Origin of the sequence: Brucella sp. JSBI001 (assembly GCF_026014005.1) — a bacterium.
Classification (GTDB): Bacteria; Pseudomonadota; Alphaproteobacteria; order Rhizobiales; family Rhizobiaceae; genus Brucella; species Brucella anthropi.
Window position 1 is genome coordinate 338,057 of sequence record NZ_CP110339.1, and the last position, 18,824, is coordinate 356,880.

An 18,824-nucleotide genomic window follows, 5' to 3' on the forward strand; every position below is an offset into this window, starting at 1 on the left:
ATGACGTCCAAGATTCTCTGCGTCGGTGCCCTCACAATGGACACCATTTTCCGCCTCGACACGCTTCCCGAACAGGCAGGCAAATATCTGCCGCGCGAGGCGGTCGAGATTGCAGCTGGCATGGCTTCAAGTGCTGCTGCCGCGATTGCCCGGCTTGGCGGCGATGTGGCGCTCTGGGCTTCTGCCGGGGTTGATCCAGTGGGCGATCGCGCCGTCGCCGAACTGGAAGCCGAAGGCATTGATTGTTCCTATATCCGACGGCTGGAAGGCGCACGCACAGCATTTTCTTCGATCCTCGTCGATGCGAATGGTGAACGCATCATCGTGCCCTTTTATGATCGCAAGCTTGCAAGTCCGTCTGATCCGGTGCCGCCGATTGTGGCGGGAGCCTATGCGGCTGTCATGACCGATGTGCGCTGGCCATGGGCTGCCGAAACAGCACTGCGTGCGGCACGCGATGCAGGCATTCCGGCGATACTTGATGCCGATACCGCGCCTGTCGAATTGCTGGAAACGCTGCTACCGCTTGCAACCCATATCGTTGCGTCGGAACCCGCTGCAATCAGCGTCGCGGGCACCCCTGATTTGCGTGAATGTGTCCGTATTCTCAGCAACCGCTATGATATTTTCACATCTGTCACGGCTGGCGCAGATGGCTGCTATTGGGCGAAAGGTGCTAATCAACCTGTTTCCCATGTGGCCGGTTTCAAAGTCGATGCAGTCGATACGCTGGCTGCAGGCGATGTCTTCCATGGCGCTTTCGCGCATGGTCTGGTGGAGGGAAAGCCGATGACCGACATCATCCGCTTTGCCAATGCTGCCGCCGCCATCAAATGCGCGCGCTTCGGCGGACGTGCCGGTTCGCCAAGCAAAACAGAAGTTCTTTCCTTCATCGAAACCGGCGTTGTTCCAGTCCGATAAATTGAACGTCTCCTGTCGTCCCCTCCCTCATCCTGAGCCGGTGCGAAGCACCGTGTCGAAGGACGAGGGGAGGCATTTGGTTCATTTTCCCTCGTCCTTCGAGACGCTGTTTTCAACAGCTCCTCAGGATGAGGGAAGGAGAGGTCAGCGCTCGAATTCTACTTTCTCCCAGGTTCTTCCAAAATCATGAGATTACACACTGAACCCGAATTGACTCTTTACTAACATGTTAGTATGTGCAAGCTTAAAGTTCAAATTTGGGAGGAGCCAGTTTTGGCGCATAATCATTCAGGGCAGGAGCGCTTTGGGCTCTCTGCAGCGCTTACGACGCCATTCGATGTAGATGGCAAAATCGATGTCAGCCGTGCGCTGAAGCACGCTCTCGCACGCCTCGACAGCGGCTGCTCAAGCGTAACCTTGTTTGGCACCACCGGTGAAGGGTCATCGATTGCCGATGCAGAACGCGCTGCTCTTCTCGATGCATTTCTCGCAGGCGGATTCCCGGCTTCGAACATTGTTGTCGGCGTTATGGAAAATTCGATTGCCGATGCGGTCCTGCAGTCGGCCGATGCGCTGCGTCGCGGCTGCAAGGCTATTCTTCTGGCACCGCCTTCCTATTTCAAGAATCTCTCCGACGAAGGTCTGTTCAACTGGTTCTCGGCAGTCTTCAAAGGTCTGGGCAGCGATGCCCGCAGCATCATTCTCTACAATATTCCATCGGTGACTGCAGTTGAACTGTCGGTCGATCTCATCGGTCGCCTGCGCGCAACTTTCGGTGAAATCATCATCGGCGTGAAGGATTCGTCCGGTAACTGGGCCTATACGGAAAAGTTGCTTGTTGCGCACAAAGACATTGCGATCCTGATCGGCGATGAACGCGACCTTGCGGCCGGTGTGCGTCTCGGCGGGCAGGGTGCGATTTCCGGCATGGCCAATCTGTTCCCGGATCGCCTGCTGCGCATGATCAACGACGGTCAGGACGATGTCGAACTGGTCGGCGCAGTACAGCAATTGCTGAACTATCCGGTAACGCCCGCGGTCAAGGCCATGGTGGCGCGTCATACGGGTGACAAGGAGTGGCGTCGCGTACGCGCACCGCTGATTTCACTGAATGATGCGGATTTCGATGCAATCGGCAGTGTATTCGACCGTTTGCATATGGCAAAAGCAGCTTAAGGGCGGCATAAGCAAACGGGACTAAGAGGGGACAGGCTTTGGCAGACGATCACAACGAACCAGTAAAATTGCGGGATAAGGCTTATCAGAGCTTCACCCAGCATTTGCTGGCGCGTGATTTTCATCCGGGCCAGTTCGTTTCGCAGCGCCAGCTCGTCACCATGACGGGCTTGCCACTGGGTGCGATCCGCGAACTGATCCCGCGCCTTGAGGCGGAAGGTCTTATCAAGACAGTGCCGCAGCGCGGGCTTCAGATCGCTCATATCGACCTCAATCTGATCCGCGAAGCGTTTCAGTTCCGCCTTTTCATCGAAAAGGAGTCGATTGCGATTTTCTGTCAGTCGGCTTCCGACGAGCTGTTGCGTTCGCTGCGTGCCGAGCATGAAGACACTCTCAATCGCGCAATGAGCGAAGGTGAAACGCCGGAGCTTGAAGAGCGGGCGCAGAATATCGACTGGAGCCTGCACGATACGATTGTCGGCTCGCTCGATAATGAGATCATCTGGCGTGCTTACCAGACCAATACGATCAAGATGCGCCTGATCAATCAGGAGCGCTTCCGCATTACCGGGCGCGTTATCCCGGTCATGCAGGAGCATCTCGCTGTCCTTGCTGCAATCGAAACACGCGATCCGCAGACAGCCATGGATGCCATCGCCGTTCACATCAACAATGCACGGAAGCTGGCTTTGCAGATTTAACAACCAGGGTCGGGCAAGAGGAGTTGCCGGGCCGGAAGAATGATAGGGCCAAGAAGCCATAGGGGAGGAGCATGTAATGAATCTATTACGTCCAACACGTCGTCAGTTTCTGGCGGGGACAGCGGCCATCGCCGCCTCGGGTGTCACGGGCATCAGCCCATCTTTCGCGCAGTCGACCGTTGACTGGAAGAAGTATGCTGGCACCACGCTTGAAGTAAATCTCATCAAGAGCCCGCGCGGCGAGATCCTTCAGAAATATCAGAAGGAATTCGAAGAGCTCACCGGCATCAAGGTCAATTCCGAGCAGATGCCGGAACAGCAGCAGCGCCAGAAAGCGGTGATCGAGCTGACGTCTGGTCGTCCGAGCTTCGATGTCATTCACATCAGCTATCACGTTCAGAAGCGTCAGTTTGAAAAGGGTGGCTGGCTTGCCGACCTCAACCCGTTCCTGAAAGACCCGACGCTGACCGACGCAACACTCACAGAAGATGATTTCGCGAGCGCTGGTCTGACATTCGCGAAGGACGCCAATGGCCGCTTTGGCGCGCTGCCTTTCTCGGTCGATTACTGGATCATCTACTGGAACAAGGAACTCTTTGCCGCCAAGGGCATCGAATTCCCGAAGACTTTTGAAGCATTGGTTGCCGCTGCAGAAGCGCTCACCGATCCATCAACCAGAACCTATGGTTTTGTCGCTCGCGGCATGAAGAATGCCAATGCGCCGGTCTATACCAGCCTCCTGCTCGGCTATGGCAAGCAGTCGGTTGACGCAGACGGTAATCTGCAGACCGACTCGGCTGAAGGCATTGAAGCTGCCAAGCTCTATCAGCGCCTGATGACCAAATCGGCACCTCCCGGTGTTGCAGGCTTCAACTGGGCTGAATGCCAGTCGAACTTCCTGCAGGGTCGTGTCGGAATGTGGCTCGACGGTATCGGTTTTGCACCGCCGCTCGAAGACCCGAACAAGTCGCGTGTTGTCGGCAAGGTTGGCTATGGTGTCATGCCAGCAGGCCCGAATGCACAGGCAGCACCAACCACCGGCGACGGCATCGGCGTGACCGAAGCTTCCAAGAACAAGGAAGCCGCTTATCTCTATTGCCAGTGGGCCATTTCCAAGGAAATGGGTGCCCGCCTGTTGCAGTCGGGATCGGGCGTTCCATTCCGCAAGTCGGTCATCGATGATGAAGCCGTGCGCAAGGGCGTCACTATGCCAGCGGGCTGGGTGGAAGCTCTGTCAAAATCCGCACCAATCAGCCAGCTCTGCCTGCCGGTCATCGTACCTGTCACGGAATTCCGCGACATTATCGGTGTTGGCCTCACCAATCTGTTGAATGGTGCTGATGCAGAAACTGAAATGAAACGCGCGACGGAAGAATTCCGTCCGGTCCTCGCACGGAGCGAAGGAAAATGACATCTGCCGCCCCGATAGGTGCAAAAACGGAAGCTGCTGCCAATGCAGCTTCCTCCACCAAGACTGGCAAGAGCCGCTTGCGGCCAAGTTACTGGCCATTTGTTCTTCCAGCCTTGATCACCGTCGGGGCGGTGATTGTCTTCCCATGGGTGTTTACGCTTTGGATGAGTGCAAACCAGTGGCAGCTCGGCGGGGAGCAGAGCTTTGTCGGCTTCGACAATTATCTGCGTCTTGCAGCCGATATGCGCTTCTGGGAATCCATGTGGCATACGCTTGTTTATACGGTTCTCTCGGTCGTGGCGCCGATGATATTAGGCACGATTGCAGCGCTGGTCTTTGACAGCAAATTGCCGATGCGCGGACTGTTGCGCGGTATTTTCGTGATGCCGATGATGGCAACACCGGTTGCGGTCGCCCTTGTCTGGACCATGATGTATCACCCGCAGTTGGGCGTGCTGAACTATCTTCTGTCACTGATCGGCATTGGCCCACAGGAATGGATATTCAACCAGAGCACGGTTATCCCGTCGCTGGTGGCTGTTGAAACCTGGCAATGGACGCCGCTCGTGATGCTCATTGTGCTGGGTGGCCTTGCCTCCATGCCGCGTGATCCGTTTGAAAGCGCGGAAATCGATGGCGCCAATGGCTGGCAGAAGTTCCGCTATATCACGCTTCCGATGATCCTGCCGTTTATCATGGTGGCCGTTATCATCCGATCGATTGATGCGCTGAAAAGCTTCGACATCATCTATGCGATGACGCAGGGCGGTCCCGGAACGGCATCGGAAACCATCAATATCTATCTCTATAACGTGGCGTTTTCCTATTACGACATTGGCTATGGATCGGCGATTGCCGTGGTGTTCTTCATTGTCATTATCGCCATGTCGATGGTTCTTCTGGCCCTGCGCCAGCGGACCAAGTGGAATTCGTGAGGACCGACCATGGCACGCAAGTCAATTCTTTCCAAGCTTGGCACGGCACTCATGGTTTTCATCATCGTGTCGCCCGCAATCTTCTTCTTCGTCTGGATGCTGTCGCTTTCGTTGAAATATGAAATCGACAACGGCGCCTATCCGCCCATCCTGATCCCCGACCGCTTCGCCTGGTCGAACTATACCGGGATTTTCGAGACCAACGATTTCCTGCTCTATTTCTGGAACAGTATTCTCGTGACCGGAATAGCGACTTTGCTGGCATTGCTGGTCGGCGTTCCGGCAGGCTACGGCATCGCACGACTGCGCGCCAACAAGTCGGCAATTGTCATCATGATTGCGCGTATGACGCCGGGCCTGTCCTATCTGATCCCGCTGTTCCTGCTGTTTCAGACGCTGGGACTGCTTGGCACGCTCTGGCCACAGATCATCATCCATCTGGTTGTGACTGTTCCAATCGTGATCTGGATCATGATCGGCTATTTCGAGACAACACCGTTGGAGCTTGAAGAAGCCGCCATTATCGATGGTGCATCCTCGTGGCAGGTGTTAATGAAGGTGGCACTTCCAATCGCCAAGCCCGGCGTTGTGGTGTCGCTCATCCTTGCGGTGATCTTCTCGTGGAACAATTTCGTTTTCGGCATCGTGCTTGCAAGCCGCGAGACACGCACCCTGCCGGTCGCAGTTTACAACATGCTGTCCTTTGAACAGGTCAGCTGGGGTCCGCTTGCCGCCGCAGCCCTCGTGGTCACATTGCCGGTCCTGTTGCTAACCGTTTTCGCACAGCGCCAGATCGTTGCCGGTCTGACCGCAGGCGCCGTCAAATAAGAGTTGAGGTTCAAGATGGCATCTGTATCCATCCGAAATGCAGTCAAGAAGTACGGCAATGTTGGCGTTCTGCATGGTGTGTCGGTCAATATCGAAGACGGTGAGTTCGTCGTTCTGGTCGGCCCGTCGGGTTGTGGCAAATCCACATTGCTCCGCATGATCGCAGGGCTAGAAGAAATCAGCGATGGCGAAATCGCCATCGGCCCGCGTGTCGTCAATGACTTGCGCGCCAAGGAACGCGATATTGCTATGGTGTTCCAGAATTATGCGCTCTATCCGCATATGACGGTGGCCGACAATATGGGCTTTGCGCTCATGCTGAAAAACGCGCCGAAGGAAGAACGCGACAGCCGCGTTAATCGTGCGGCGGAAATTCTCGGCCTTAACAAACTGCTCGACCGTTTTCCGCGTCAGCTTTCCGGTGGTCAGCGTCAGCGTGTCGCCATGGGTCGTGCCATTGTTCGCGATCCGCAAGTGTTTCTGTTCGATGAACCGCTTTCCAACCTCGACGCCAAACTGCGTGTGCAGATGCGCGGTGAGATCAAGGGCCTGCATCAGCGTCTGAAGACCACGACGATCTACGTAACCCACGACCAGATCGAAGCCATGACCATGGCTGACAAAATCGTCGTTATGCGCGATGGTCTGGTGGAACAGATCGGCGCTCCGCTCGATCTCTATGATCGTCCGGCCAATATGTTTGTGGCTGGCTTCATCGGCTCGCCATCGATGAACTTCGTCAATGGCAAGATCGAAGAAGGCTCGTTCGTGGCCGACGGCGGCTTCCGTATGCCGGTTCCGGAAGGCGATTATGCAAGTCTTTCGGGCAAGGCCGTTTATGGTGCGCGCCCTGAACATATGAAGATCGCAGAGCAGGGCGTTCCGGTCACGGTCGAAATCGTTGAGCCAACCGGCTCGGAAATCATGGTCATGGGCAAGCTCGGCGATCAGCCGATTACCTGCCTGTTCCGCGAGCGCCTGACCGTGCGTCCGGGCGATGTGCTGACCATTGCGATTGATCCAGCAACAAGCCATGTGTTCGAGCCGGAAAAAGGCAAACGCGTCAGCCGTTAAAAACAAATACAGCAAAAGAAAACGCCGGGTTTTTGCCCGGCGTTTCTGTTTTATTCGGCGGCCTCTTTCACGGCCATCGGATTGTTCGGATGGGTCGTCCAGTTGGCATATTGTGCCGGGATCGGTGCCTTGGTGCGTGGATCGAAATCGCCGATCTGCTCCATGGTGATGCAATCCTCGACCGGGCAAACATTGACGCAGAGATTGCAGCCAACGCATTCCTCATCGATCACCTCAAAGTGCCGCGCACCATTCACCAGACTGGTGATTGCCTGATGCGAGGTATCTTCGCAGGCAATATGGCAACGGCCGCACTTGATGCAGGAATCCTGATCGATCCGTGCCTTGGTGACATAATTGAGGTTGAGATACTGCCAGTCGCTGACATGCCCCACAGCCATGCCGCGGAAATCGTCCAGCGTCTGATAGCCTTTGCTATCCATCCAGTCGGAAAGACCGTCGATCATTTCTTCAACGACCTTGAAGCCATAGGTCATAGCAGCGGTACAGACCTGAACGGTGCCGCAGCCGAGCGCGATAAATTCGGCAGCATCGCGCCATGTGGTAATCCCGCCAATGCCTGAAATCGGCAGACCATAGGTTTCAGGATCGCGTGCGATTTCTGCCACCATGTTGAGCGCAATCGGCTTGACGGCTGGTCCGCAATAACCGCCATGGCTGCCGCGACCATCGATGGACGGCACCGGTGACATGCTGTCGAGATCGACTGACACAATCGAATTGATCGTGTTGATCAGCGATACCGCATCGGTACCGTTTTCTTTCGCGCCACGCGCTGGCTTGCGAATATCGGTGATGTTTGGCGTGAGCTTGGTGATCACCGGCATCCGGCTATATTGCTTGCACCATTTCACGACCATGCCGACATATTCCGGCACTTGGCCGACAGCCGCACCCATGCCGCGTTCGCTCATGCCATGCGGACAACCGAAGTTCAGCTCAATGCCGTCGGCACCGGTTTCCTCCACCAGAGGCAGGATTGCTTTCCACGCTTCTTCTTCGCACGGCACCATGATCGAGGCGATCAATGCGCGGTCGGGCCAGCGCATCTTCACTTCTTTCATTTCACGCAGGTTCACTTCCAGCGGCCGGTCGGTGATCAGCTCGATATTGTTGAGACCCAGCAGGCGCCGGTCGGCACCATGGATCGCGCCATAGCGCGGACCATTGACGTTGACGACGGGCGGCCCTTCAGCCCCCAGCGTTTTCCAGACCACGCCACCCCAGCCAGCCTTGAAAGCCCGTTCGACATTGTAAGCTTTGTCGGTCGGTGGAGCCGAAGCCAGCCAGAACGGGTTCGGAGATTTAATGCCGAGGAAGTTTGTTGAAAGATCAGCCATATTTACTCTCCTCAGCCCTGTTCCTGGCCCAATGGCACACTGCGGTTGCGCGAAGCAGACGGGGAGGGCGCATGAAGTGCGCCGCCCGACAATACCGCATCGGCAAAGCCTTCAATCGCTTCGGGACGTTTTGTCAGCGTCGCATGGATGGATTCTGCTGCAACCTTGCCGTCTTCCACCGATGCAACGGTCAGATCCTGACCACCTGCAACGCAGTCGCCTCCTGCCCATATGCCCTCAACGGATGTGCGACGATCTTCATCGACGCTGATGCGCCCTTTGGAAAGTCCGATGCCAGACCCGGCAATTGGCTCGGGTTCAAACTTCTGGCCGATAGCCTTGAACACCTGATCGGCTTCAAGAAGGAGATATTCGCCGGTGCCGGAAAGCTTGCCGTGCTCGGCAGCGGTATATTCAAAGACCACGGCATTGACCGTGCCGTCCTCATTCCGCTCAAGGGCATGCGGCTGCAACCAGTGACGGATCACCACGCCATGAATCTGCGCCAGTTCCTGCTCATAGGCACTGGCATTCATGTTTTCCTGACCGCGACGATAAACGATTGTCACGTTTTCAGCGCCAAGCTTCTTCGTCTGAATGGCAACGTCTACCGCCGTCATGCCGCCGCCGATAACGACAACATTGCGGCCAACGGGCAGGGACGAGAGGTCTTTTGCCTGACGCAGATTGGCGATGTAATCGACAGCATCGATCACGTTGGGCGCATCTTCGCCTGCAAGCGCCAGATCGTTGACGCCCGGCATACCCATGCCGAGGAACACCGCATCATAGCCCGCTTTTAAGGCTTCAATCGTGATGTCCTGACCGAGCGTCTGATTGTATTCAATATTGATTGCGCCGATTTTCAGCACGAATTCCAGTTCGCGCTGGGCGAAATTATTGACCGTCTTATAGGCGGCAATACCATATTCATTGAGCCCGCCGCCCTTGGGCCGCGCTTCAAAAATCGTCACCTGATGACCATGCATCGCAAGACGATGCGCCGCAGAAAGACCAGCCGGACCGGCACCAACGATTGCGACGTGCTTGCCGGTTTCAGGCGCGCGCTTGAATGGGTGATTGCCGGTTTCCATCAGAACATCGGTGGCATAGCGCTGCAATTCGCCAATCTTGACCGGCTTGCCTTCGGACGTTTCGCGCACACACACTTCTTCGCAAAGCGTTTCTGTCGGGCAAACGCGGGCGCACATGCCACCCAGAATGTTCTCTGAAAGAATGGTCTTTGCCGCACCGATTGCATTGCCGGTGTTAATCTGTCGGATGAAACGCGGAATATCGATGCTGGTCGGGCATGCATTCATGCAAGGCGCATCATAGCAATAATAGCAGCGATCAGATTCAACGAGGGCTTCATGCTTGTTCAGCGGCGGATGCAGATCATCGAAAACATGCGCGTAGTCGGCCTTTTCCAGCCGCGAGCCGTGAATATCAGGCCCGTTCGCATGTCCCGGATTATCAATTGCATCAATAGGCGAATTGTCTGCTGATCTCATCGATCGCATCTCCCATTTTTGCTTGTTCAGGCGCGGGTTCCCTTTGCGCACCTTAAACGTTGTTCCGGGCTGCGATCTTTGCCGTCGCGTGATGCCCGTTAATGACAGGATGACAGATTTTTACGGAAGGTCAAATTTTTTATCATCTGGTCAATTTATGAAAGTTAGGCACTAGAAATAGAGAAAGGCCCGGCTTTGGAAGCGCGGGCCTTTGACAGTTGATCAGAGTGTGAAATCAAAGCGGATCGGACTTGAGGCCGTCCGGTGTCGCTTCCGAGGCAGGGAAAGTTTGGGATTCTTTGGGTAGTGCCGGGCGCGAGCTTAGCACCAGAGCACAGCCACTGATAATGACAGCAGCGCCGACAAACTGGATCAAGGAAAGCTGTTCTTTGAGGAACACCGCACCGACGAGAACCGCGATGACCGTTACCACGAATTCAACACTGATGGCTTTTGTCGGCCCGACATTTCCAACCAGTTTGAAATAAAGCACATAGGTAAGCGCACTCATCACGCATGCCGAAATCAGCAGATACACAAAATCAATCATCCCCGGCATGGCTGGCACAGGAACGGCCAAGATCAGTGGCAAACTTAATATGCCGCCAAACACGAATGCGCCGATGGTGGTTTCCCATGAGCCGGTGGTAGAAAGACGACGGCTTGCATAGTTGCTGCCGAAAGCTGCCGAGAAGCAGGAGAAAAGCACAGCAATACAGCCCATGATAAATTGAGGCGTAACCGCAACAGCCGGGAAGCCGACCAGAAGCACAATGCCGGTCACGCCGAGGAGCAGGCCGATGAGGCCGCGCGAGGTGATGCGTTCGAGACCCCAGAGCTGGCTGATAACCATCGAGAAAAGCGGAATGGATGCGACGCAGATCGCGGCCATAGCGGTGCCGATCAGCGGCGTCCCGTAGGAAAGGCCAATAAGCTGGCCCGCAACGGTGGTTGCACCAACCACGGCGAAGGGTTTCCAGCCCGCCTGAAAATCAAGATTGCGTCCGGAGAGTTTCGCGATTGCAAAAAGTGTTCCGGCGGCAATGAAGGAGCGGAAGGCAACCGCACCGGCCCAGCCAAAGGCTTCGACCACGCGCAACACCACGAGGAACGAAAGTCCCCATGCTACGGCAAGGAAAATATAGGTCGCGACGTCTCTGGGTTTCATGCCAGCGGGCTTTCAAGAAGTATTGCGAATTATCGAATACCGGATTGTTAAGGAACACCGTTGCAGCTTTATAAGAGTGAAGCTGGATCAGGTCGTTTTTGCGGCGGCGTTCGACGCCGCTTCTGCGATATTGGCAAAGAAGCGGTCTGCGATTTTTCGTGCGACTGAGCCGAGCAATTTCGTGCCGATCTGTGCCACCTTGCCACCGGCATCGCCACGTATGGCGTAGGATAAAATCGTGTCGTCACCATCTTCGTCCAGGCGCACATCGGTCGCGCCGTGCGCAAACCCTGCTATAGAGCCTTCCCCATGGCCGGAGATCGTATAGGAGACAGGCGGTTTCATATTCGACAATTCCAGAATGCCGTGAAAGCGGACTTTCAGGATTCCGAAACTCACTTTGAGGGCGGCACGTATCTCTGTTTCCGAAATGCGCTCTATATCTTCGCAACCGGGAATGCAGGATTTCAGCGTCTCAATGTCGTTCAACGCATCCCAGACTGCTTGGCGTGGTGCCGCAATCCGCTCTTCTCCGGTCAGGTCCATGCTTCACTCCGAGGTGGATCACCCTAAATTGATCAATATGGTGTATATGACACTCTGTCCAAATTGGAAGTTCGGTAATTTATTTGCCGCAAATCCTCTCTAAAACGCTTAATGTCCGCAATTAAATCGATTTGATTCGGGAGTAGCATCATGGCAAGAGACGCGACGAAGCTTGAAGCAACGGTCGCAAAGCTTAAAAAGCACTGGGCAGATTCGGCCCCGCACGATATGCGCGCGGCGTTCAAATCAGACCCGGGCCGGTTCGAGCGGTATTCGCTATCCCTGGATGACCTTCTGTTCGACTGGTCAAAATGCCGGGTCAATGACGAGACGATCGGGCTCCTCAAGGAACTGGCCGTTGCTGCCGATGTCGAAGGTCGTCGTGCGGCGATGTTTGCGGGTGAGCACATCAACAATACGGAAGACCGTGCCGTTCTCCATGTCGCGCTGCGCGACACTTCCTCGAAGGAAGTGCTTGTTGACGGACACAATGTTTTACCGGACGTGAAGGAAGTGCTCGACCGTATGGCGGCATTTGCGGATGGCATTCGGTCGGGCACGATCAAGGGAGCGACGGGAAAGAAGATCACCGATATCGTCAATATTGGCATTGGCGGGTCCGACCTCGGACCGGTCATGGCAACTCTGGCTCTTTCCCCATATCATGATGGCCCGCGTGCGCATTTCGTCTCCAATATCGACGGCGCTCATATTGCGGATACGCTTGGCATTCTCGATCCTGCGACAACGCTTGTCATCATCGCTTCCAAGACGTTCACGACCATCGAAACAATGACCAACGCGCAGACCGCGCGTAAATGGGTAGCAGATGCACTTGGAGAAGCGGCTGTGGGCGCTCATTTCGCTGCTGTCTCAACCGCATTGGACAAGGTTGCCGCCTTCGGCATTGCTGAAGACCGGGTCTTTGGTTTCTGGGACTGGGTCGGTGGACGTTATTCCGTATGGTCGGCCATCGGCCTGCCAGTGATGATTGCGATTGGACCGGAGGATTTCCGCAAGTTTCTGGCAGGTGCGCATTCAATGGATGTGCATTTCCGAGATGCGCCGCTGGAAAAGAACTTAGCCGTCTGGCTGGGTCTCATCGGTTACTGGCATCGTGCGATCTGTGGTTATGGCAGCCGTGCGATCATTCCATACGACCAGCGTCTCGCCCGTCTCCCAGCCTATCTGCAGCAGTTGGACATGGAGTCGAATGGCAAGAGCGTCACGGTCGATGGCAAGCCGGTTTCCGGTCCGACAGGCCCGGTTGTTTGGGGTGAACCTGGCACGAACGGCCAGCACGCTTTCTTCCAGCTTCTGCATCAGGGCACCGACACCATTCCGCTCGAATTCATCGTTGCGGCAAAGGGCCATGAAAAGCACCTCGACCATCAGCATGAAATGTTGCTGGCGAATTGCCTTGCACAGTCCGAGGCCTTGATGAAGGGGCGTACCCTTGATGAAGCGCGGGCACAGTTGAAGGCGAAGAACCTGCCGGAGAGCGAAGTTGAACGCATTGCTCCGCATCGCGTTTTCTCGGGCAATCGCCCTTCGTTGACGCTGGTTCATGACAAGCTTGATCCGTTTGCTCTGGGACGTCTGGTAGCGCTTTATGAACACCGCGTGTTCGTCGAAGCACAGATTTTCGGCATCAATGCTTTCGATCAATGGGGCGTGGAGCTTGGCAAGGAACTTGCCACCGAACTTCTGCCGGTGGTTTCGGGTGAGGAGAGCAGCGACGGTCGCGACGCTTCCACACAAGGGCTTGTCGCGCATCTGCATGCGCGAAGGAAAGCTTGACGGCATTCTCTGCACAGCTAGAAATAAAGGAGAGCCGGGTTTGTAACCCGGCTCTCTTCATGAGAAATAAATGGGAAATGAAATGAAAACCGAGATCGTAAAATTTGCCGGCGATGTACCGGGAAATGCCATCGAGTTGCGCGTGCTGCGCTTTGCAGGCAAGGACAGCGATGCGCCTTCCGCCTATTTGCAATCTTCGCTTCATGGGGCCGAACTTCCGGGGCAGGCGGCTCTTCATTTCCTGGTTCCGATGTTGAAGAAAGCGACTGAGGAAGGGCGCGTTCTTGGTAATATTACCGTTGTTCCGCAAGCCAACCCGATCGGCTCCAATCAGTGGCAGGCACATCAGCATCTCGGCCGTTTCGAGACGTTTTCGCTGACCAATTTCAATCGCGCTTTCCCGCTACTGCCGGATTTCGACACGTCTGAACTGCCGGAGCCGGATGCGCCGATCTCACTGGCTCAGCGCCTGAAGGCGACGCTTTTGAAGCTGGCTCTGACGAACGATATCGTGCTCGACCTGCATTGCGACGATGAGAGCGAAAACTACGTTTATATCGCGGAAGAGTTTGCTGAGGATATGAAAGATCTGGCCATCGCGCTCAATTCGACGGCAATCCTCGCATGGGACACGACAGCCGACGCAGCTTTTGAAGAAGCCTGTGCGCATCCGGTTCTGCAATTGCCGGCGGACAAGCGCAACATGAAGCGCCGGGCTGTTACAACGGTTGAATTCCGTGGCTTGAGCGATGTTTATGCCGATATGGGCAAAGGCGATGCCGAAGGACTGTACAAATTTCTCGTCCATCGCGGTGTTGTCCGCGACGACAATGTGAAGCTAGAGACGGAATATAAGGGTCTTGTCACGCCGCTCTCACATGTTGAGATGTTGCGCGCGCCGGAAGGGGGTATGGTGCTCTTTCATGTAGCGCCGGGCGATGAAGTAAAGGCGGGAACGAAGCTGGTTACAGTGGTTACGAAGCCGGGTGAACCGGAGGGCGACATCACGCTGACAGCACCGCAGGACGGGCGCATCCTGACCCGTCGTTCGCTGCGTTATGTGCGTCGTGGGGATGATCTTCTCAAGCTGCTTGGAGCACAGCCTTCAACCGTCAAGAAGCGTGCTGGTGCGCTGGAAGCATGAGCGACAAGCTTTCCGCAGAGCGTATGAAATCAATCCGTGCCGTCCTGTTCGACAAGGACGGCACCCTGATCGATTTCGACCGCACCTGGTTTTCAATCTCGTGGCAACTGGCGCAGCGTGCAGCAAAAGGCGACGAGGTGCGGGCTCGCGCGTTGCTCGATGCGGGAGGTTATGACTGGCTGACCGAGCGTTTCCGGGCCAATTCGGTCATCGCGGCAGGTACAGTCGAAGATATCGTTTCACTTTGGCATCCAGACGTCGCATCCGAGCAGGTGCGCAAACTGGTCGAAGAATATGACGCTTACTGCGTCACCGAAGGTGCGCGTTCGGCGGTTGCGATCGAAGCCGTTCGCGAAACGCTGGAAACGCTGCGGGAGATGGGGCTTCGCCTTGGTATCGCCACCAACGATTCCGAGGCTGGTGCCCACGCTACCGCCAAAGCTCTGGGTATCCACGGGCTCTTCGAAGTCGTGATTGGCTACAACACGGCGGCGCGCCCAAAACCTTATCCCGACCCGCTGTTCTATTTTGCAGAAAAGCTGGGATTGGCACCCCACGAGATCGCCATGGTCGGCGACAATCTGCATGATTTGGAAACAGCCCATGCTGCCGGGGCAGGGCTTGCGGTCGGTGTTCTATCGGGCAACTCTCCTCGTGAGGCGCTGGAGCCTCATGCCGATGTGGTGCTGGATAGCGTTGCTGGATTGCCTGAATTATTGAAGTGATGAGTGCTGGCTTCCATTCAATTCGTTGAATGGAAGCATCATGACAATTCATCCTCAATGCTCTTGCGGTGTGATCGGTGTGGAGTAGCATGACGGAACGTTCAACGTTCCCGAGCTATGTCCATGATCCTGATCGGCCAGTATGATTCCCCTTTTGTGCGGCGTGTCGCTATCGCCATGCGGCTTTACGGCCTGCCATTCGAGCATGAACCGTGGTCGACATTCGGTGACCGTGACAGGATTGCGGAGTTCAATCCGCTGAGCCGCGTGCCGACGCTTGTCCTCGACGATGGCGACGTCGTGATCGAAAGCGCGGCGATACTCGATTATCTCGATGAGATCGCAGTCGGCAAGCCTCCGTTGGTGGCGCAAAAAGGTATCGAGCGCCGTCAGGCTTTGAAGATATGTGCGCTTTCTACCGGTCTTGCCGATAAGGCCGTGAGCCTTCTCTATGAAGGTTTGCTGCGAAGCGAAAAATCAAGCGTTTGGGTGGAACGCTGCGAGACACAGATCGCGCGGGTGCTGGATGTTCTGGAAAGTGATCTTGCGGAACGGAAATCATCATACTGGTTTGGAGATGATATCGGACATGCCGATATCGCGGCGGCTTGTGCGCTTCGCTTTCTGCGCGAGGCGCATCCAAGCCTCTTTAATGAGCAGAAACATCCGGCATTGGCTGGTCTGGCAGCTCGATGCGAAGCGCTGGCACCTTTCCAGGAGATCGTTCAGCCTCTGGTGCCGCCATCTGCATGATACAGTCTGAAACAAATACGGCCGGATGAAATGTCCGGCCGTATTTGTTTGTAAACTTCAACGTTCTCAGTCGCGAAGTTCGCGACGCAAAATCTTGCCAACATTGCTCTTTGGCAGGCTTTCGCGGAACTCGACTTCGCGCGGACGCTTGTAGTTGGTGAGACGTTCGGCACAATAGGCTTTGACTTCGTCTTCGGTCAGGTTGAGGTCGCTACGGACAACGAACAATTTGACGACTTCGCCCGAATGTTCGTTCGGTATGCCAACGGCAGCCGTTTCCACGATGCCGGGGTGACCGGCGGCAACTTCTTCAATTTCGTTTGGATAGACATTGAAGCCGGAAACCAGGATCATGTCCTTCTTGCGGTCGACGATCTTGGTGTAACCGCGTTCGTCCATGAAGCCCATGTCGCCCGTGCGGAAGAAACCATCCGGCATGATCGCGCGTTTGGTTTCATCGGGACGTTCCCAATAGCCCGACATCACCTGTGGTCCGCGCACGCAGATTTCCCCGACCTCTCCGAGTGCCAGGTCATTTCCGTCATCGTCACGGATTGCCACATCAGTCGATGGCATGGGCAGGCCGATAGTGCCGGAGAACTCGGTCGCATCAAGCGCGTTGGCGCATGCGACGGGCGAGGTCTCCGAGAGACCATACCCTTCAGTGACGTGGCAACCAGTCATTTTCTGCCAGCGTTCGGCAACAGGACGTTGCACAGCCATTCCGCCGCCGAGAGTGAGAATAAGAGGTTTGAAATCCAGTGTCTGGAAATCAGGGTTGTTCATGAGGCCGTTGAACAAGGTGTTGAGGCCCGGGAAGATATGGAACGGGTATTTCTTCAGCTCTTTGACAAAGCCGGAAATATCGCGTGGATTGGGAATGAGGATATTTCGTGCACCAAGCTTAATGCCGATCATCGCATTCACGGTGAGCGCGAAAATATGGTAAAGCGGCAGGGCGCATACGAAATTCAGGGCCTTGGGCTTGCCTTTGTTGCGGAAAGCAACCTCCATCCAGACATGCATCTGCTCCACATTCGCAAGAATATTGCTATGGGTGAGCATGGCGCCTTTCGAGACGCCCGTCGTACCGCCTGTATATTGCAGGAAAGCAAGGTCAGAACCTTGAACCGGAATGGGGTTGAAGGATTGGGCACGGCCTTGAGCCAATGCATCCTTGAAACGGATATGCCCCGGGATGTTCCACACAGGCACCATTTTCTTCACGCGGCGCACGACGAAATTGATGATGTGGCCCTTGAAGCCATGCATGTCACCCATTGAAGCGACAATGATATTGGGAACATTGACGGAGTTAAGGGTCTTCTCCACCGTCGATGCGAAGTTCTCCAGAACAATCAATGCTTTGGCGCCGGAGTCGTTCAGCTGGTGTTCCAGCTCGCGCGGCGTATAAAGCGGATTGACGTTCACCACCACGAAACCGGCGCGGAGAATAGCCGTAAACGCAATTGGATAATGCAGGATGTTTGGCATCATCACTGCGACGCGATCACCTTTGACGAGGCCACGCGATTGGAGAAATGCTGCGAGGGCGCGAGAGTATTCGTCCAGCTTCTTGAAAGAGAGATCCTTACCCATGCAGGTAAAGGCGGGATTGTCGGGGAACTGCCGACAGGACGCCAGAATCATATCGCCAATAGACGAGGTATTGCTCAGATCGATCTCGTGCGGAACGCCGACCGGATACGATTTGAGCCAGATTTTTTCCTGCGTCAACGCGCCTTTCTTGGCTGTATCTGCTGCGACGGATTCAACTACGGATGCACTTCGCCCAGTCGTTTTTTTCGCCATGTCTTCTCCCCGGATTGCTCCGTCCTAAGTTGGGCAGCCTGTGCGCCCGCCGTCTCCCAAGCTGTCCGCCCGGACAGCCTCCTCACCATAAATGTGGTCGAGTTTTACTCTCTTCGCAAGAGTTACATTGACGTAAGCGTAAATTATAAAGGAGTCGAGCGTCTTCCCCAATTTTTAAGTTCAGCAATCACAATAGGTTGAAAGATAGCACGGGAGAAAATAGCAGGTCCGATGGGCGGGTCATATCGCAATTATGTGTAATCTTGCGTCTGATGAGCTTCGAATTCCTGATTTCGCAGAGATCGAATGAGTATCGAGATTGCCTTGCCGCCATAGGTGACGAGATCGTAGTTCCTGTCGCCGCGCAACCATTCATTGAGGAGCCCGCTCAACATGGAAAGCAGGATCAGTGCTGCCGTATCAGCAGTCCATTCCTTTGAAAGCTCCCCGCGTCTTGCCGCCACGTCGAGCAATCCTGCGAGCAATGAGAGGACATTAGATCGCGCTTCCCTGAGCCTGTCTTCAAGTGGGGCCATCTCGCCGACGAATTCGCATCGCTGATTGATGATAATGAAAATGTTCTGCTGGCGTACATCGTTCGAAAAAAGATGCAGCGCCTGGATAATCGATTGTTCCAGAACATGCATTGGATTGGGGTGATTAACGGCTGCTGCCTGCAACATGATTTCTTCTTGCGGGAAGCGGACATTACCTATGATTGTGCGCGCGATTTCAAGCTTGTCGTGGAAGTGGAAATAAATCGCACCACGCGTTACTCCGGCATGACATGCGATTTCCATCAGTGTAGATTGGTTGACACCACGTTCGAGGAAAACCTGCTCGGCGGCCACCAGAATGGCTTCCCGGGTCTCGGCTGCCTCGGCTTTCGTTCTTCGCATGACTTCTCTCAGGTAGATGCAGGCTAGTGGCCCAGTTTGCCACTGAATCTGGATAA

The 18,824-nt window shown here is 55.3% G+C and carries 17 protein-coding genes; 11 read left to right on the top strand and 6 right to left on the bottom strand.

Annotation, left to right across the window (positions count from 1 at the left end):
* The 7 genes from LJ361_RS01565 to LJ361_RS01595 all read left to right on the top strand — a co-directional run bounded on the left by LJ361_RS01565 (nucleotide 1) and on the right by LJ361_RS01595 (nucleotide 7,046).
* Nucleotides 1-921 carry a PfkB family carbohydrate kinase gene (locus LJ361_RS01565; RefSeq protein WP_182505863.1) on the top strand — a complete coding sequence of 307 codons (921 nt, stop codon included), beginning with the start codon at nucleotides 1-3 and terminating at the stop codon, nucleotides 919-921.
* A gap of 273 nt (nucleotides 922-1,194) precedes the next feature.
* Complete coding sequence (locus tag LJ361_RS01570) at nucleotides 1,195-2,097, top strand: dihydrodipicolinate synthase family protein (RefSeq protein WP_166943147.1); 903 nt, start codon at nucleotides 1,195-1,197, stop codon at nucleotides 2,095-2,097.
* 38 nt (nucleotides 2,098-2,135) lie between these two features.
* On the top strand, nucleotides 2,136-2,798 hold the full coding sequence (locus LJ361_RS01575; protein ID WP_012090686.1) for a GntR family transcriptional regulator: 663 nt from the start codon (nucleotides 2,136-2,138) through the stop codon (nucleotides 2,796-2,798).
* A gap of 76 nt (nucleotides 2,799-2,874) precedes the next feature.
* Nucleotides 2,875-4,209: an ABC transporter substrate-binding protein gene (locus LJ361_RS01580; RefSeq protein WP_166943144.1), complete on the top strand. Its 1,335-nt coding sequence runs from the start codon at nucleotides 2,875-2,877 to the stop codon at nucleotides 4,207-4,209.
* The gene (locus LJ361_RS01585; protein WP_166943141.1) at nucleotides 4,206-5,144 is read left to right on the top strand and encodes a carbohydrate ABC transporter permease; all 939 of its coding nucleotides are present in this window, start codon (nucleotides 4,206-4,208) and stop codon (nucleotides 5,142-5,144) included. Before LJ361_RS01580 ends, LJ361_RS01585 begins: the two co-directional genes overlap by 4 nt.
* Before the next feature lie 9 nt (nucleotides 5,145-5,153).
* On the top strand, nucleotides 5,154-5,972 hold the full coding sequence (locus tag LJ361_RS01590; protein WP_264812469.1) for a carbohydrate ABC transporter permease: 819 nt from the start codon (nucleotides 5,154-5,156) through the stop codon (nucleotides 5,970-5,972).
* Nucleotides 5,973-5,987: 15 nt separating this feature from the next.
* On the top strand, nucleotides 5,988-7,046 hold the full coding sequence (locus tag LJ361_RS01595) for an ABC transporter ATP-binding protein (protein ID WP_166943136.1): 1,059 nt from the start codon (nucleotides 5,988-5,990) through the stop codon (nucleotides 7,044-7,046).
* Nucleotides 7,047-7,096: 50 nt separating this feature from the next.
* On the opposite strand, the gene preA is transcribed toward LJ361_RS01595, so the two are convergent.
* The 4 genes from preA to LJ361_RS01615 form a co-directional block, all read right to left on the bottom strand.
* On the bottom strand, nucleotides 7,097-8,407 hold the full coding sequence (preA, locus tag LJ361_RS01600; RefSeq protein WP_010658188.1) for an NAD-dependent dihydropyrimidine dehydrogenase subunit PreA: 1,311 nt from the start codon (nucleotides 8,405-8,407) through the stop codon (nucleotides 7,097-7,099).
* Nucleotides 8,408-8,418: 11 nt separating this feature from the next.
* Nucleotides 8,419-9,930 carry an NAD(P)-dependent oxidoreductase gene (locus LJ361_RS01605; protein WP_182505862.1) on the bottom strand — a complete coding sequence of 504 codons (1,512 nt, stop codon included), beginning with the start codon at nucleotides 9,928-9,930 and terminating at the stop codon, nucleotides 8,419-8,421.
* Between the two features lie 226 nt (nucleotides 9,931-10,156).
* Nucleotides 10,157-11,089, bottom strand: coding sequence for a DMT family transporter (locus LJ361_RS01610; RefSeq protein WP_166943130.1), 933 nt, complete (start codon nucleotides 11,087-11,089; stop codon nucleotides 10,157-10,159).
* 87 nt (nucleotides 11,090-11,176) lie between these two features.
* Nucleotides 11,177-11,635, bottom strand: coding sequence for an SRPBCC family protein (locus LJ361_RS01615; RefSeq protein ID WP_071631937.1), 459 nt, complete (start codon nucleotides 11,633-11,635; stop codon nucleotides 11,177-11,179).
* Nucleotides 11,636-11,785: 150 nt separating this feature from the next.
* On the opposite strand from LJ361_RS01615, the gene pgi reads away from it, so the two are divergent.
* From pgi to LJ361_RS01635, 4 genes are all read left to right on the top strand, one after another.
* A complete protein-coding gene (gene pgi, locus LJ361_RS01620; RefSeq protein WP_151662709.1) occupies nucleotides 11,786-13,435 on the top strand; it encodes a glucose-6-phosphate isomerase in 1,650 nt (549 codons plus the stop codon).
* Nucleotides 13,436-13,517: 82 nt separating this feature from the next.
* Nucleotides 13,518-14,579, top strand: a complete 1,062-nt coding sequence (locus tag LJ361_RS01625; RefSeq protein WP_029925760.1) for a succinylglutamate desuccinylase/aspartoacylase family protein — start codon at nucleotides 13,518-13,520, stop codon at nucleotides 14,577-14,579.
* Entirely contained in the window at nucleotides 14,576-15,304 is a 729-nt protein-coding gene (locus LJ361_RS01630; protein WP_166943127.1) for an HAD family hydrolase, read from the top strand. The genes LJ361_RS01625 and LJ361_RS01630 overlap by 4 nt, the downstream gene beginning before the upstream one ends.
* Nucleotides 15,305-15,427: 123 nt before the next feature.
* Nucleotides 15,428-16,057, top strand: a complete 630-nt coding sequence (locus tag LJ361_RS01635; protein WP_040130246.1) for a glutathione S-transferase family protein — start codon at nucleotides 15,428-15,430, stop codon at nucleotides 16,055-16,057.
* 66 nt (nucleotides 16,058-16,123) lie between these two features.
* Here the strand turns inward: LJ361_RS01635 and LJ361_RS01640 are convergent, their stop codons facing one another.
* Entirely contained in the window at nucleotides 16,124-17,869 is a 1,746-nt protein-coding gene (locus tag LJ361_RS01640) for a long-chain fatty acid--CoA ligase (protein WP_166943124.1), read from the bottom strand.
* 251 nt (nucleotides 17,870-18,120) lie between these two features.
* Complete coding sequence (locus LJ361_RS01645; RefSeq protein WP_010658197.1) at nucleotides 18,121-18,768, bottom strand: TetR family transcriptional regulator; 648 nt, start codon at nucleotides 18,766-18,768, stop codon at nucleotides 18,121-18,123.
* Between the last annotated feature and the right edge of the window lie 56 nt (nucleotides 18,769-18,824).